Annotated in this window: 11 protein-coding genes; 8 read left to right on the forward strand and 3 right to left on the reverse strand. The window is 72.1% G+C overall.

Annotated features, from left to right (window positions below):
* The first annotated feature begins 21 nt into the window (after positions 1 to 21).
* From H4687_RS05395 to H4687_RS05420, 6 genes are all read left to right on the forward strand, one after another.
* Positions 22 to 2,037: an alpha-1,4-glucan--maltose-1-phosphate maltosyltransferase gene (locus tag H4687_RS05395; RefSeq protein ID WP_192781651.1), complete on the forward strand. Its 2,016-nt coding sequence runs from the start codon at positions 22 to 24 to the stop codon at positions 2,035 to 2,037.
* Positions 2,034 to 3,770: a maltose alpha-D-glucosyltransferase gene (gene treS / locus H4687_RS05400; protein ID WP_097250935.1), complete on the forward strand. Its 1,737-nt coding sequence runs from the start codon at positions 2,034 to 2,036 to the stop codon at positions 3,768 to 3,770. Before H4687_RS05395 ends, treS begins: the two co-directional genes overlap by 4 nt.
* A 29-nt stretch (positions 3,771 to 3,799) precedes the next feature.
* The gene (locus tag H4687_RS05405) at positions 3,800 to 5,188 is read left to right on the forward strand and encodes a maltokinase N-terminal cap-like domain-containing protein (protein ID WP_046916440.1); all 1,389 of its coding nucleotides are present in this window, start codon (positions 3,800 to 3,802) and stop codon (positions 5,186 to 5,188) included.
* Between the two features lie 4 nt (positions 5,189 to 5,192).
* On the forward strand, positions 5,193 to 7,430 hold the full coding sequence (glgB, locus tag H4687_RS05410; RefSeq protein WP_046916441.1) for a 1,4-alpha-glucan branching enzyme: 2,238 nt from the start codon (positions 5,193 to 5,195) through the stop codon (positions 7,428 to 7,430).
* 173 nt (positions 7,431 to 7,603) lie between these two features.
* Entirely contained in the window at positions 7,604 to 7,957 is a 354-nt protein-coding gene (locus tag H4687_RS05415; RefSeq protein ID WP_046916442.1) for a VOC family protein, read from the forward strand.
* Positions 7,958 to 8,028: 71 nt separating this feature from the next.
* Positions 8,029 to 8,430 (forward strand): MarR family winged helix-turn-helix transcriptional regulator, encoded by a 402-nt coding sequence (locus tag H4687_RS05420; RefSeq protein WP_046916443.1) that lies wholly within the window; start codon positions 8,029 to 8,031, stop codon positions 8,428 to 8,430.
* A gap of 72 nt (positions 8,431 to 8,502) precedes the next feature.
* Here H4687_RS05420 and H4687_RS05425 read toward each other — a convergent pair whose 3' ends face one another.
* Positions 8,503 to 8,925, reverse strand: coding sequence for an SseB family protein (locus H4687_RS05425; RefSeq protein ID WP_046916444.1), 423 nt, complete (start codon positions 8,923 to 8,925; stop codon positions 8,503 to 8,505).
* 269 nt (positions 8,926 to 9,194) lie between these two features.
* Between H4687_RS05425 and H4687_RS05430 the strand changes: the two genes are divergently transcribed.
* Positions 9,195 to 10,484 (forward strand): alpha-L-fucosidase, encoded by a 1,290-nt coding sequence (locus H4687_RS05430; protein WP_046916445.1) that lies wholly within the window; start codon positions 9,195 to 9,197, stop codon positions 10,482 to 10,484.
* Here the strand turns inward: H4687_RS05430 and H4687_RS05435 are convergent.
* Together H4687_RS05435 and H4687_RS05440 are read right to left on the reverse strand one after the other, a co-directional pair.
* The gene (locus H4687_RS05435) at positions 10,460 to 11,044 is read right to left on the reverse strand and encodes a cysteine hydrolase family protein (protein ID WP_046916446.1); all 585 of its coding nucleotides are present in this window, start codon (positions 11,042 to 11,044) and stop codon (positions 10,460 to 10,462) included. The genes H4687_RS05430 and H4687_RS05435 overlap by 25 nt on opposite strands.
* Entirely contained in the window at positions 11,041 to 12,507 is a 1,467-nt protein-coding gene (locus H4687_RS05440) for a purine-cytosine permease family protein (protein WP_046916447.1), read from the reverse strand. The genes H4687_RS05435 and H4687_RS05440 overlap by 4 nt, the downstream gene beginning before the upstream one ends.
* A 234-nt stretch (positions 12,508 to 12,741) precedes the next feature.
* Here H4687_RS05440 and H4687_RS05445 point away from each other — a divergent pair, with 234 nt between their 5' ends.
* Complete coding sequence (locus H4687_RS05445; protein ID WP_225966608.1) at positions 12,742 to 15,717, forward strand: helix-turn-helix transcriptional regulator; 2,976 nt, start codon at positions 12,742 to 12,744, stop codon at positions 15,715 to 15,717.
* Positions 15,718 to 15,926: the final 209 nt, after the last annotated feature.

Raw genomic sequence — 15,926 nt, forward strand, 5'->3', positions numbered from 1 at the left:
AGCACGGCGGAGGTGAGACCCATGAGCCCGATCCCGGCCCCGGCCGTCGGCCGCGTCCCCGTCAGGGACGTCCGCCCGCTCGTCGAGTGCGGCAGGCGTCCCGCGAAGGCAGTCGTCGGCGAGACCTTCGAGGTCACCGCGACGCTCTTCCGGGAGGGGCACGGCGTGGTCGCCGCCAACGTGGTGCTCAAGGATCCGGAGGGCCGCCCGGCCCCGTGGACCCCGATGCGTGAACTCGCCCCCGGCACCGACCGCTGGGGCGCCTGCGTCACCCCGACCGCCGAAGGCCGGTGGACGTACCGCGTCGAGGCCTGGAGCGACCCGATCGCCACCTGGCGTCACACCGCCCGCATCAAGGTCCCGGCCGGCATGGACACCGGACTCGTCCTGGAGGAGGGCGCCGAGCTGTACGCGCGCGCCGCCGCCGGGGTGCCCGAGGCGGACCTGCACGCGACCCTGCTCAACGCCGTGCGGAGACTCCGCGACGACACCCTCCCGGTCGCCGACCGGCTGGCGGCGGCGTTGGCGCCGGAGGTGGACGAGGTCCTGACCCGTCATCCCCTGCGGGAGCTGGTCACCTCCAGCGAGCCGCTGCCGCTGCTGGTGGAGCGGGAACGGGCCCTGTTCGGCTCCTGGTACGAGTTCTTCCCCCGCTCCGAGGGCACCCCCGCCCAGCCCCACGGAACCTTCCGCACCGCCGCCCGCCGCCTGCCCGCGATCGCCGCGATGGGCTTCGACGTCGTCTACCTCCCCCCGATCCACCCCATCGGCACGACCTTTCGCAAGGGCCGCAACAACACCCTCTCCCCCACCCCCGACGACGTCGGCGTGCCCTGGGCCATCGGCTCCCCCGAAGGCGGCCACGACGCGGTCCACCCCGACCTCGGCACCCTGGAGGACTTCGACTTCTTCGTCGCCCAGGCCCGCGCCCAGGGCCTGGAGATCGCCCTGGACTTCGCCCTGCAGTGCTCCCCCGACCACCCCTGGGTCGACAAGCACCCCGAGTGGTTCCACCACCGCCCCGACGGAACCATCGCCTACGCGGAGAACCCGCCGAAGAAGTACCAGGACATCTACCCCATCGCCTTCGACGCGGACATGCCCGGCCTCATCGCCGAGACCACCCGCATCCTGCGGCACTGGATGGACCACGGGGTCCGCATCTTCCGCGTCGACAACCCCCACACCAAACCGGTCGTGTTCTGGGAACAGGTCATCGCCGACATCAACGCCACCGACCCCGACGTCATCTTCCTCGCCGAGGCCTTCACCCGCCCCGCGATGATGCACACCCTGGCCGCCACCGGCTTCCAGCAGTCCTACACCTACTTCACCTGGCGCACCACCAAAGCCGAACTCACCGACTACGCCACCGAACTCGCCGGTGAGGCCGCCGCCTACATGCGGCCCAACTTCTTCGTCAACACCCCCGACATCCTCCACGCCTTCCTCCAGGAGGGCGGCCGCCCCGCCTTCGAACTCCGCGCCGTCCTCGCCGCCACCCTCTCCCCCACCTGGGGCATCTACTCCGGCTACGAACTCTGCGAGAACACCCCCCTCAAACCCGGCAGCGAGGAATACCTCGACTCCGAGAAGTACCAGCTCCGCCCCCGCGACTGGGACACAGCCGCACGCGACGGACACACCATCGCGCCCCTCATCACGACGCTCAACGACATCAGACGGCGCCACCGCGCACTGCACGGGCTCAGGAACCTGCGCTTCCACCACACCGACAACGACGCGGTGATCGCGTACAGCAAGCGCACCGGCCCGGACGCGGTCGTGGTGGTCGTCAACCTCGACCCCCACCACACCCAGGAGGCCACGATCACCCTCGACATGGCGGCACTCGGCCTGGGCCCGGGCGAGGACGCACCCGTGCGCGACGAGTTGACCGGTGAGACCTACCGCTGGGGAAGGACGAACTACGTGCGTCTGGAACCCGGCCGGGCACCCGCGCACGTCCTCCACGTCCACCTCCCCGCCGAGAGCACGTCCTCCTCGCCGCAGATCGGAGTGCCGGGTACGCCATGACCTTGAACAAACCCATCCCTGACACCTTCGAGGACACGCCGCAGAAGGACCGGGACCCGGACTGGTTCAAACGCGCCGTCTTCTACGAGGTGCTCGTCCGCTCCTTCCAGGACAGCAACGGCGACGGCGTCGGCGACCTCAAGGGCCTCACCGCCAAACTCGACTACCTGCAGTGGCTCGGCATCGACTGCATCTGGCTGCCGCCCTTCTTCAAGTCCCCCCTGCGCGACGGCGGCTACGACGTCTCCGACTACACCGCCGTCCTCCCCGAATTCGGCGACCTCGCCGACTTCGTGGAATTCGTCGACGCCGCCCACCAACGCGGCATGCGCGTCATCATCGACTTCGTCATGAACCACACCAGCGACCAGCACCCGTGGTTCCAGGAGTCCCGCAAGGACCCCGACGGCCCCTACGGCGACTACTACGTCTGGGCCGACGACGACAAACAGTTCCCCGACGCCCGCATCATCTTCGTCGACACCGAAGCCTCCAACTGGACCTTCGACCCCGTCCGCAAGCAGTACTACTGGCACCGCTTCTTCTCCCACCAACCGGACCTCAACTACGAGAACCCGGCCGTGCAGGAGGAGATCATCTCGGCGCTGCGCTTCTGGCTGGACCTGGGCATCGACGGTTTCCGCCTGGACGCCGTGCCCTACCTGTACCAGCAGGAGGGCACCAACTGCGAGAACCTTCCCGCGACCCACCACTTCCTGAAGCGGGTGCGGAAGGAGATCGACGCGCACTACCCGGACACCGTGCTGCTGGCCGAGGCGAACCAGTGGCCGGAGGACGTCGTCGACTACTTCGGCGATTTCCCCAGCGGCGGCGACGAATGCCACATGGCGTTCCACTTCCCGGTGATGCCGAGGATCTTCATGGCGGTACGCAGGGAATCGCGCTACCCGGTCTCGGAGATCCTCGCCAAGACCCCGGCGATCCCCTCGAGCTGCCAGTGGGGCATCTTCCTGCGCAACCACGACGAGCTGACCCTGGAAATGGTCACCGACGAAGAGCGCGACTACATGTACGCGGAGTACGCCAAGGACCCGCGCATGCGCGCCAACATCGGCATCCGGCGCCGCCTCGCCCCCCTCCTGGACAACGACCGCAACCAGATCGAACTCTTCACCGCCCTGCTGCTCTCCCTGCCCGGCTCGCCGATCCTCTACTACGGCGACGAGATCGGCATGGGCGACAACATCTGGCTCGGCGACCGCGACGCCGTGCGCACCCCCATGCAGTGGACGCCGGACCGCAACGCCGGCTTCTCCTCCTGCGACCCGGGACGGCTGTCGCTGCCGACGATCATGGACCCGGTCTACGGCTACCAGGTCACCAACGTCGAGGCGTCGATGTCGTCACCCTCGTCGCTGCTGCACTGGACCCGCCGGATGATCGAGATCCGCAAGCAGAACCCGGCGTTCGGCCTCGGCAGCTACACCGAGCTGTCCTCGTCCAACCCGGCCGTGCTGGCGTATCTCCGCGAGGCCCCCTCGATCGAGGAGGACGGGGACGACCTGGTGCTGTGCGTGAACAACTTCTCCCGCTTCCCGCAACCCACCGAACTCGATCTGCGCGCCTACGAAGGACGCCACCCCGTCGAACTCATCGGCGGAGTCCGCTTTCCCGCCATCGGTGAACTCCCCTATCTCCTCACCCTCGCGGGCCACGGCTTCTACTGGTTCCGGCTCTCCCGAGTCCTCACCCGCGCCGCCCCCGGGCGTTGAGGCGCGGCCCGGCGAAAGGACGCGTCACCATGTCGAAGACCGCAACCGCACTGCTCCGGCCGAGCAGCGACGGGGTCGCCGCCGACCTCATGACCTCGCTGGCCGGACTACTGCGCGAGTGGCTGCCGCGGCAGCGCTGGTTCGCCGGCAAGGACCGGCCGGTCACGGACCTCGCCCTGCTGTCGATGACCGAGCTGTATCCGGGCTGTCTGCATCTGCTCGTGCACACCGGCCAGCCGAACCTCACCGGCCACGGCGGGGTGCCCGCGCCCGGTGGCACCCCCTGCGCCGGTGACTGCTACCAGTTGCTGCTCGGCGTGCGCGAACATCAGACTCCGCGCCTCGGCCCGGCGCTCATCGGGCAGGCGCAGGAGGGCCCGCTCGCGGGACTCACCGTGTACGACGCGCTCTACGACCCCCGGTCGGCCCAGCTGCTGCTCGAACGGCTGCGACACCCCGGTACGACGGGCCCGCTGCGGTTCGAGGCGGACCCCGGCGTACGGGTGCCGGCCGGGCTCGCGCCCCGGCTGCTGGACGCCGAGCAGTCCAACTCCTCGCTGGTGTACGGGGACGCGTTCATCCTGAAGGTCTTCCGGCGCATCCAGCCGGGGGTCAACCCCGACCTGGAGGTGCCGGGCGCGCTGGCCGGGCAGGGCTGTGGCCGGGTGCCGGCGCCGGTGGCCTGGTTCCGGACGACCGATCCGTTCCCGGCGACGCTCGGTGTGCTCCAGCCGTTCCTGCCCGACGCCTCGGACGGCTGGACGCTGGCACTCGGCGCACTCGCCGCCGGGCGGGACTTCACGGCGCAGGCCCGCGAGCTGGGCCGGGCCACGGCGGAGGTCCACCTGGCGCTGGCCTCGGCCTTCCCCTCCGGAGCCCATGACGAGAACGGGTGGACGGCCGCCGCGATGACCGAACGGCTGGACGCCGCCGCACGCTCCGTACCGGCGCTGCGGCCGTTCGTCCCCGGTCTGCGCACCGCCTTCCGGGCCCTGCTCTCCTGCGATGTCGGGCCGCCCGCGCAGCGCGTCCACGGCGATCTGCACCTGGGCCAGGTGCTGCGGGCGGGCCGGGAGTGGTTCGTCATCGACTTCGAGGGTGAGCCGTCCCGTCCGCTGGCCGAACGGTGCGGCACCCAGTCGCCGGTGCGGGACATCGCCGGGATGCTCCGCTCCTTCGACTACGCCGCCCGGCAGCGCCGCCCCTGGCGCCCGGAGTGGGCACGCGACTGCCGTGAGGCCTACTGCGCGGGTTACGCCGCGCACGCCGGCTGGGACCCGCGCGAGAAGCACGGGCTGCTGCGCGCCTACGAAACGGACCGGGCCGTGTACGAGGTGCTCTACGAGGCCCGGCACCGCCCCGACTGGCTTCCCGTACCGATGGCGGCGATCGAGCGTCTCGCCGTGAGAGGAGACTGAGACCGTGGCCCTGCGCGACACCACTCCCCCCGAGGCGGGGGGCCCGCCTCCGCGCGGGCCCCGGCTGACCGTGGCCGCCCCTCCCCTGGCCCCCGACGACCGTGCGCGGCTGCTCTCCGGCGCCCACCACGACCCGCACGCCCTGCTCGGCGCCCACCCGGTGCCGGGCGGGATCGCCGTGCGGGCACTGCGGCCGTACGCCCACGCCGTGAGCGTCGTGATCGACGGTGAGCGCACCTACCTCGCCTCGGAGGGCGACGGTCTCTTCTCCGTCCTGCTGCCGGGTGACACCGTCCCGAAGTACACGCTGCGCGTCGCGTACGAGGACACCGACCACGAGGTGCACGACCCGTACCGCTTCCTGCCCGCACTGGGCGAGCTGGATCTGCATCTGATCCGTGAAGGGCGGCACGAGCAGCTGTGGAGGGCGCTCGGCGCGGAACCGATGACCCACCAGGGCGTGCCCGGCACCCGCTTCGCGGTATGGGCGCCGAACGCCCGGGGCGTACGCGTCGCCGGGGACTTCGGCTGCTGGGACGGGACGGCGTTCCCGATGAGGTCCCTCGGATCGTCCGGGGTCTGGGAGCTGTTCCTGCCGGGGGTGGGCGTGGGCGCCCACTACAAGTACGAGATCACCTCCCGCCACGGCCACCGTCTCCTCAAGGCGGACCCGATGGCACGCCGGGCGGAGGTGCCGCCCGCGACGGCGTCCGTCGTCACGGCCTCGCACTACGAGTGGGGCGACGCGGAATGGATGGCGAGGCGCGGGGACACCCCGGTGCACGAGGCCCCGTTCTCCGTCTACGAGATCCATCTGCCGTCCTGGCGCCCTGGGCTGACGTATCGTCAGCTCGCGGACGTCCTGCCCGCGTACGTCTCCGACCTCGGCTTCACCCATGTCGAGCTGATGCCGGTCGCCCAGCACCCGTTCAGCGGGTCCTGGGGCTATCAGGTCACCGGCTTCTACGCGCCCACCGCGCGGCTCGGTACGCCGAACGACTTCCGGTACCTCGTCGACGCGCTGCACCGGGCCGGCGTCGGGGTGATCCTGGACTGGGTGCCCGCGCACTTCCCCAAGGACGACTGGGCGCTCGGCCGGTTCGACGGGGAGCCGCTGTACGAGCCCGGGGACAGCCGCCGGGCCGAGCACCCGGACTGGGGGACGTACGAGTTCGACCTCGGGCGCACCGAGGTGCGCAACTTCCTCGTGGCGAACGCCGTGTACTGGTGCGAGGAGTTCCATGTCGACGGGCTGCGGGTGGACGCGGTCGCGTCGATGCTCTATCTCGACTACTCGCGCGACTCCGGTCAGTGGACCCCCAATGTGTTCGGCGGGCGCGAGGACCTGGACGCGGTCGCCTTCCTCCAGGAGATGAACGCGACGGTGTACCGGCGCGCGCCGGGCGTGGTGACCATCGCGGAGGAGTCCACCGCCTGGGACGGCGTGACCCGCCCGACCGACAGCGGCGGCCTCGGCTTCGGGCTGAAGTGGAACATGGGGTGGATGCACGACTCTCTCGGCTACATGGAGCACGAGCCGGTGCACCGCAAGTACCACCACGACGAGATGACCTTCTCCATGGTGTACGCGTACAGCGAGAACTACGTGCTTCCCATCTCCCACGACGAGGTCGTGCACGGGAAGCGGGCGCTGGTGTCGAAGATGCCGGGCGACTGGTGGCAGCGGCGGGCGAACCACCGGGCGTACCTGGGCTTCATGTGGGCCCACCCCGGCAAGCAACTCCTCTTCATGGGGCAGGAGTTCGCCCAGGGCGCGGAGTGGTCGCAGGCGCACGGGCCCGAGTGGTGGCTGCTCGATCCGGGGTACGGGGCCGAGGCGGACCACCGTGGCGTGCGTGACCTCGTCCGCGATCTCAACGCGGTGTACCGCCGGACACCGGCGCTCTGGCAGCGCGACACCGATCCCGCCGGGTTCCAGTGGGTGAGCGGGGATGCCGCCGAGGACAACGTGTTCGCGTTCCTGCGGCTCGACGCGGAGGGGGTCCCGCTGTTGTCCGTGTCCAATTTCAGCCCGGTCGTGCGCGAGGAGTACCGGCTGGGTGTCCCCGAGGACGTGCCGGCCTGGCATGAGGTACTGAACACGGACGCCGTGGCGTACGGGGGGAGCGGGGTCCGCGATCCACGTCCCGTCGAACGCGAGCCGGTGGCGTGGCACGGACGGTCGGGCAGTGTCCGGCTGACGCTGCCACCCCTGGCCACGGTCTGGCTCCGCCCTGCCTGAGTCCGTCCGCGGGTCCGGTGGGGGCTGGTCGCACAGTTCCCCGCGCCCGAACGTCGAAGGGACACCATCCCTGGATCGATCGATCAGGATCGGAGAAGCCCGCCGAGCCGACCGCGCCCTAGCGTGGACCGCAGTTCACAGCGACCAGCGATACGACCGCCGAGGAGCACCCCATGACCGCCGGACTCAAGACCGTCATCTACCCCGTCAAGGACCTGGCCGCAGCGAAGGCCCTGTTCAGCGCCTTGCTGGAGGTCGAGCCGTACGCGGACTCGGCGTATTACGTCGGCTTCAAGGACGCGGGGCAGGACGTGGGCCTGGACCCGAACGGGCACGCGAAGGGGATGACCGGACCCGTACCGTACTGGCACGTCACCGACATCCGGTCGAGCCTCGCGGCACTGCTGGTCACCGGCGCGCAGGTGCTGGAGGACGTCCACGACGTGGGCGGCGGCAGGCTCATCGCCTCGGTGAAGGATCCGGACGGGAACCTGATCGGACTCCTTCAGGACACCGCGGCGGAGTAGTACCGGGCAGTCGTTGCACCTGCACTAGTTGCACAGGCAACAATCACCTCGCCCTCTGTTACCGTGCACATATGGCAGCGAACACGGCCGGTGTCCGGCTGGAGGACCAGTGGCGGGACATCCTGTCCGTACACGCCCGCACGATGTGCGAGATCGACCGCGTACTGCATCCGCACGGCCTCGGTGCCAGCGACTTCGAGGTGCTCGACATCCTCGCCTCGGGCCTGGCGACCGCCACGGCGGCCGGAGACCTGTGCCGCGTGCAGAACATCGCGGAGAAGGTCCATCTCAGCCAGAGCGCGCTGTCCCGGCTGATCGGCCGACTGGAGAAGGACGGCCTGGTCGAACGGTCCGTCTGCGCGGAGGACCGGCGCGGCGTGTGGGTCGCCCTCACCGACCGGGGCCGCGAGCTGCACGCCGAGGCGCTGCCGCTGCAGCGCGACGCCCTGGCCCGCATGCTGCGACAGGGCTGACAGCCCGCCCGCGACCCCGCCGGACCGGGCACGAGGGGCTGCTCTCCCCGCTTCTGCGTGTAGCTCCCGGACTCAGATTCCCTGCCCTCCCAGGAGGGTGCCCACGTCGTGGGCGTCGAGGGTGAGGCCGTGCGGGGAACCGGCGTCGATGGTGAGGGACAGGTCGACGTCGGCCGGCCACTGGGAGGCCAGGGCGCCCAGGGGTACCAGGCGGTAGCGCGAGACGTAGGGCAGGAGTTCGGCCATCGCCGGCTCCGAGGTGAAGACCGGCACGATCTGTTCACCGCCCGGCTGCTCCAGCACGGGCAGCGCCACGGCCGTCGGATCGCTCACGGCCGCCTCGTCGGCGTCGTCCGGCACGGGAATCAGCACATCACTGTCGGCGAGCGTGTGCAGCGCGGCGGTGTCGTGGGTGTCGATGGCGAGCGCGGTCAGCGCGCGCTGGGCCGGCGAGACGGCCTGGGGCGCGTGGTGGCCGTTGGGGGAGATGTCCATGGAAGATCCCAGGTAGTGATGGATAGGCCGCCCGGCACGGCGTCCGTACCGGGCGCGTCGCCCTGCGCGTACCCGACACGGACGCACGCATTCCTCTACGTCGCTCCGTGTACGGCCGGCCGCTCCGGCCAGGGCCCGTCACCGCCGTCCGGCGGAAGGAACGGCAGCCGCTCGGAGCCGAGCGCCGAAGCGCCCGGTGGTGAAAACGGACCAGCAGTGGTGACCGGGGCCCACGCGCGCGCCGGGACGGTCCGCCTAGCGTGGCCCGTATGACCATGCAACCCTGGTTTCCCGCCGCCAAGCTGGGCATCTTCATCCACTACGGCATCTACGCCGTGGACGGAGTGCCGGAGTCCTGGTCCTTCTACTGGGGCGAGGTGACACACGAGCAGTACATGAAACAGCTCGACGGCTTCACCGCGTCCGCCTACGACCCCGCCGCCTGGGCCGAGCTGTTCGCGCGGGCGGGAGCGGGATACGCGGTGCTCACCGCGCGCCACCACGACGGCGTCGCCCTGTGGGACACGGCCCACGGCGACCTGGACGTCGTCCGGCGCACCCCGGCGGGCCGGGACCTGATCGGCGGATACGTGGACGCGCTGCGCGAGCGGGGCCTGAAGGTCGGCCTCTACTACTCGCACTCCGACTGGAACCACCCGGACTACGCGAGCCTCCGCCACCCCGACATCGACCAGTGGACCAACACCCACCCCGGCGGCAACGACGCCAACCCCTACTCGCACGCCGCACCCGGCGAGGAGGACCCTGCGGCCTGGGACCGCTACCTCGCCTACCGCGACGGACAGGTGAGGGAGCTGGTCGAGCGGTACCGCCCCGACCTGCTGTGGTTCGACGGCGAGTGGGAGCGCACCGAACAGCAGTGGCGGATACCGGAGTTGGCCGAGCTGATCCTCGCGGAGAACCCGGACACCGTCCTGAACGCCCGCATGCTGAGCCGCGGCGACTACGCCACCCCCGAGCAGGGGGTACCGCTCGAAGCGCCCGACGGACCCTGGGAGTTGTGCCTGACCATCAACGACTCCTGGGGGTTCCAGCACGCGGACCACAACCACAAGTCGGTGCGGCAGCTGGTGCGTTACTTCGCCGAGACGATCGGCATGGGCGGCAATCTGCTGCTCGACGTCGGCCCCAGGGCGGACGGGACGATCCCCGCCGAGCAGGTCGAGCGGCTGGAGGGGCTCGGCGCGTGGATCGGGCGGCACTCCGCCGCCGTCCATGGGACGGTCGCGGGGCTGCCCGCCGGGCACCACTACGGTCCGAGCACCCTGTCCGCCGACCGGCGCACCCTGTATCTGACGTGCTTCGACGTGCCGCGCGAGTCCGTCGCGGTGCGGGGGCTGCGCAATCCCGTCCGCAAGGTCACCGTCCTCGGCACGGGCGCCGAACTGGGCCACCGGGTGATCGGCGGCCTCGACGCCGTGCCCGGGGTGACCTGGATCGACGCCCCCGCGGAGGCCGACCTCGACCCGTACGCGACCGTGCTCGCCCTGGAACTGGACGGGGAGCTGGACCTCTACCGGGGTACGGGCCGCGACTGACCGAGGATCTCGTCGACGGTCACGACCCGGACGAGCGGCCGGTACAGGTCCAGCACATGCAGGGCCTTGGCGTGGGACGCGTCGTCCGCGCCCGCGCAGGCGTCGGCGGCCACCAGCACCTCCACGCCCGCGTCGGCCGCCGCGAGGGCCGTGGACAGCACACAGCAGTCGGTGCTGACCCCGGCCAGGACCAGCCGCCCGTCCGTACCCAGACGGGCGGCCAGCGCCGGGCCCCACTTGCCGAAGGTCGGGGCGTCGACCACGTCCCTCGCCTCGCCGGCGGATTCGTCGCCGAGTCCGTCCACCAGTTGCCACAGGCGGGCGCCCGCGGGCCGCAACGCGAAGGGCGCCTGCTCGTAGTACGCCCGCCAGGCCCCCTCGGGGCGCCGCGGCGCGACGAAGCGGGTGAACACGGTCCGTCCGGCGAACGCCGGCAGCAGCCGCCGTACGCCCGCCGCGGCCTCGTCGAAACGAGGGGCCGCCCAGGGGCTGTCGGGCTCGGCGAACACACGTTGCATGTCGATGACGGCGAGCAGGCCCGCCGGGGCGGGCGCGCTCATGCCGCCGTCTCCTGCGCCCGGACCCGGCCCCGCGACAGCGTCAGCGTGCCGAGGAAGCCCACCGCCAGGGCGAGCAGGACGCCCAGGTTGGCGTAGGCCCAGTCACCGGTCCTGCCACCGAGGCCGAAGGGGCCGAGGAGGTAACCCTGCCAGTCGAGCCAGCCCGCGGCGGAGTTGGTGACGAGGCCCCAGCCGAGGGCGGTGGCGGCGACGGTGAGGAGGAGGGGGCCGGGCGGGATGTCGCCGTAGCGGCCGTCCGGGCGGAACAGGTCGGCCTCGGCGTAGTCGCGGCGCCGCAGCAGGAGGTCGGCGAGCATGACACCGCACCAGGCGGCGATGGGGACGCCGAGGGTGGTGAGGAAGCCGATGAACGGGCCGAGGAAGTCGTCGGCGAAGAAGACGATGTAGACGGCGCCCGCGATCATCAGCACGCCGTCCACGAGGGCGGCCAGTGGGCGCGGTACGCGCAGGCCGGCCGCGAGCAGGGCGAGGCCGGAGGAGTAGATGTCGAGGACGGCGCCGCCGACCAGGCCGAGCACGGCGACGGCGGCGAACGGGATGAGGAACCAGGTGGGCAGGAGCGTGGTCAGCGCGCCGATCGGGTCGGCGGCCACGGCCTCGTCGAGGTCGGCGGAGGAACCGGCGAGGAGCAGTCCGAAGACCAGCAGGAGCAGCGGGGCGAGCGAGGCGCCGAAGGTGGTCCAGCCGACGACACCCCGGCCGGAGGAGGCACGCGGGAGATATCGGGAGTAGTCGGCGGCCGCGTTGACCCAGCCGAGCCCGAAGCCGGTCATCAGGAAGACGAGGGCGCCGATGAACTCCTGCGCGGATCCGGCCGGTACGGCGCTGACGGCGGACCAGTGGACGTGGTCGACGACCAGGGCGACGTAGACGACCGTCAGCACACCGGTGACGACCGTGATCACCGTCTGGAAACGCATGATCAGGTCGAAGCCCATCACACCGACCACCACGACCAGCGCGGCGACCAGGACGAGGGCCATCACCTTGGTGGCGGTGCCGCCGCCCGTGCCGAGCCGGCCGAAGACGGTGGCGGTGGCCATGGTGGCGAGCGCGCAGAGCACGGTCTCCCAGCCGACCGTGAGCAGCCAGGAGACGGCCGCGGGCAGCCGGTTGCCGCGCACTCCGTACGCGGCACGGCTGAGCACCATCGTGGGCGCCGAGCCGCGTTTGCCGGCGACCGCGACGAAGCCGCAGAGCAGGAAGGAGAAGACGACACCGATGACACCGGCGGCCAGGGCCTGCGCGAAGGAGATGCCGAAGCCGAGTGCGAAGGCGCCGTAACTCATGCCGAGAATGGAGACGTTGGCGCCGAACCAGGGCCAGAAGAGGGTGCGGGGGGTGCCCTTGCGGTCGGCGTCGCCGATCACGTCCAGGCCGTGGGTCTCCACCTGGAGCGGTCGGACGGCGGCCGCGCCGTCGGGGGTGTGGGAGTCCGTCATCGTCGACCTGCCTGTCTGATCGCGGACCTGTCCGTCCGATCATGCTGATCGCGTCGAGGGGAACCTAGGTGCGCCGGTCAGGGCCGTCAAGGTGGCCCTCGTGCGGGTGCGGGGACCGGACCGTCGGTCCGCCGGGGCCTACGTACAATCTTCGGGAATCGGCCGGAGGTGCGCGATCAGGGCCCTCCGGCGGGGCTCCGGGACGGCCCGGGGCCGGCTTCGGGGGGAATCGCATTGCCGTGGGACGTGGCTCCGCTGGTGGGCCGGGAGACCGAGCTGGCGCGGCTCGCCGGGATACTCGACGGGCTGACGGGGACCGGTGACGGACCCAAGGGGACCGGTGACGGGCCTGGGGCGACCGGCCACGGCCCGGCGGTCGTCGATGTCACCGGCGCGGCGGGGATCGGCAAGAGCCGACTGGTGTCGGAGTTCTGCGCATCGGCGCGGGCGCGGGGCATGACGGTGCTGCGCGGCCGGGCGACCGAGTACGAGCAGCATCTGCCCTACCAGCCCCTCGCCGACGCCCTCGCCGACCTCGACACCGAGACCGGCATCCCGTCCCCGTTCACCGAGGTCCACTCCATGGACCGCTTCGCGCTGCAGCGCGCGGCGGCGGCCTTCCTCGCCCGGATCGCCCGGACCGGCAAGGGCCTGGTGGTGGCCCTCGACGACGTGCACTGGGCGGACCCGGCGTCCCTGGAACTGCTCGACCATCTCGTACGGCATCCGCCGCGCCGCGCGCCCGTGGTGATCGTGGTGGCGCGCCGCGAACGGCAGACCTCGCCCCGGCTCGTCGCCTCGCTCACCCGGGGTGTGGAGTCCGGAACGGTGCTGCGCCTGGAACTCGGCCCCCTGGACCGCGGTGCCTGCCTCGCGGCGCTCGCCCCCGACCGTCCGCCCGCCCTCGCGGCCGAGCTGTACGCGGCCAGCGAGGGCAACCCGCTGTACTTCCTCGCCCTGTTGCAGGCCGGCAGGCCCGCGGGGCTCAGCTCGCTGCTCCTGGACGAGCTGACCCCCCTCACCGACGGCCAACGGAGCACGGTCCAGGCCGTGGCCGCGCTCGGCGACCACGCCGCACCCGCGCTGGTGGCCGCCGTCACCGGCCGCCGGGAGGACGAACTCGACGCGGATCTCAGGGAGTTGACCGCCCGTGATCTCGCGCGGCCGGGGCCCGACGGCCGCTGGGCCCTGCGGCACCCGGTGCTGCGCTCCCTCGTCCACGACACCACCGACCCCTTGCTGCGCACGCGGATGCACCATCTCGCCGCCGCCGAACTCGCCCGGATCGGGGCGCCGGTCACCGAGCGCGCGCATCACGTCGAACGGTCACTGACCGGCTGGGACCCCGACGCCGTACACGTCCTGACCGAGGCCGCCCGGCAGGCCGCCGCCACCGCGCCCGCGAGCAGCGCCCACTGGCTGGGCGTCGCCCTCGCGCATCTGCCGGAGCGGTCGGAGCACGGCGCGCTGCGCCGCGACCTCATGCTGCGGCGGGCCGAGGCGCTCGGCGCCTGCGGTGGGCTGCGGGAGAGCCGGGACCTGCTGCACGAGGTGATCAGCCTGTCGCCGCCGGGCACCGACGACGGCGTACGAGCCTGCGCGGTCACGCTGTGCGCGGTCATGGAGCGCCATCTCGGCCGGTACGCGGAGGCGGTGGCCCTGCTGCGCCGCGAACTGGCCCGCAGCGCCGACCTCTCCCCCGCCGAGACCGTCCAACTCGGCCTGGAACTGGGCTCGTCCGCCCCGCACGCCAGCTCCTACCCGGACGTGCGCGAGGACGTGGCCCGCACTCTGGAACTGGCCCGGACACTGGGCGACGAGGCCGCCGAGGCGGGGGCGCTCGCCGTCACCGCGCTCGGGGAGGCGTACGAGGGGAACACCGCGGCCGCCGCCGAGGCCGCCGACCGGGCCGGCGCGCTCATCGACTCCCTCACCGACCAGGATCTGGCGGGGCTGTGCGAACCGCTGGCCCGGCTCGGCTGGGCGGAGGCCTTCCTCGAACGGCACGCCGACGCCGAACGCCATGCCGAGCGTGGTCTGGCCATCGCCCGCCGGGGCGGCCTGCTCTATGTGGTGCCGCATCTGCTGCTGTGCCTGTCCCACATCCAGGTCATGACGCTGCGGCTGGGGCCGGCCCTGGAACTCGCCGAGGAGGCGGAGACCATCGCCCGGGGCATCGGCAGCGACGAGCTGCTCGCCTTCGTGCTGGCGTCCAAGGCGCAGGCCCTGGTACCCGCCCTCCCGCCGGGTGACGGCGGTGCGCTGGCCGTCGCCGAGGAGGCCGTGGCACGGGCGGGTGCCGGCACGCGCTGGTGGGCGTCCATCGCCTGGTGCATGCTCGCGTACGCGGCGCTCCACGCCGGTGATCCGGCGCGCGCCCGCGCCGCCGTGCTCCGGGCGGGCGGCGAGGATCTCGGCGGCCTGCAGCCGAGCATGCGGCCGCTGTTCATGGAGATCCTCGTCAGTGCCGCCTTCGTCGCCGGGGACCGCGACCAGGCCCGGCAGTGGGCGGAGCGCGCTCGCAAGGAGGCGGAAGGGCTGCGTCTCGTGGCGCAGCGGGCGTCCGCACTGCGCAGTTCGGCACATGTGCCGCTGGCCGACGGCGACGTGGCGGCCGCGGCCGACCTGTTCGAGCACGCCGCGGCCGAGACTGCCCGGGGCGGGGGCCGGCTGTGGGAGGCGCAGACCCTGCTGCTGGGGGCGCCCGTGACCGCGTCGGCCGGGCGCCCGGCCCGCGCCCGCGCCATGTGGGAGCGTGCCCTGCGACTGAGCACCGAGGGCGAGGCCCATCTGCTGACCGGGCTCGCGGAGATGATCCGGCCGGCGGTCTTCGGCGCGACGGACGCAGGGGGAACGACGGGGGCGGGTGACGGGGGGCCTGGGGCGGGTGACGCTACCGGTCCGGCAGCGGGTGCGCGTCCGGGGGCGGGCACGGGGGCAGGGGCGGGCACGGGCGCCGACGGACCGGCGCGGGACGCGCTGTCCGTGGAGCTGGCCGTCCTGTCCCCGCGAGAGCGGGAGATCGCCGCTCTCGTCGCGAAGGGGCTGACCAGCCCCGCCATCGCCGAACGCCTGTTTCTCAGCCCGCGCACGGTCGAGACCCACCTCTCCCGCATCTACCGCAAGACGGGCGTGACCTCGCGGGCCGCGCTGGCGGCTCTCCACACGCGCGACGAACTGCGTGACGGACACCGCGACGGGGACACGTGAGCGCCCCGCGCAACGGGGACGACCACGCTGACCGAGCTGACCGAGCTGACCGAGCGGCACCCTCACTGCCGACCCGGACGACGGGCCCTCCCCCGCCACCACGGCCGAGCCCGAACCCTACGCCCCCTCCGCCTTACCTCCGGGGGAAGTGGAGGAGTGGGAGCACCTGCCTTGCCCAGTCTCACCATCGGCTAGCCGACGGGCGCCCT

Source organism: Streptomyces stelliscabiei, from assembly GCF_014873495.1.
In the GTDB taxonomy this organism is placed as follows: Bacteria; Actinomycetota; Actinomycetes; order Streptomycetales; family Streptomycetaceae; genus Streptomyces; species Streptomyces bottropensis.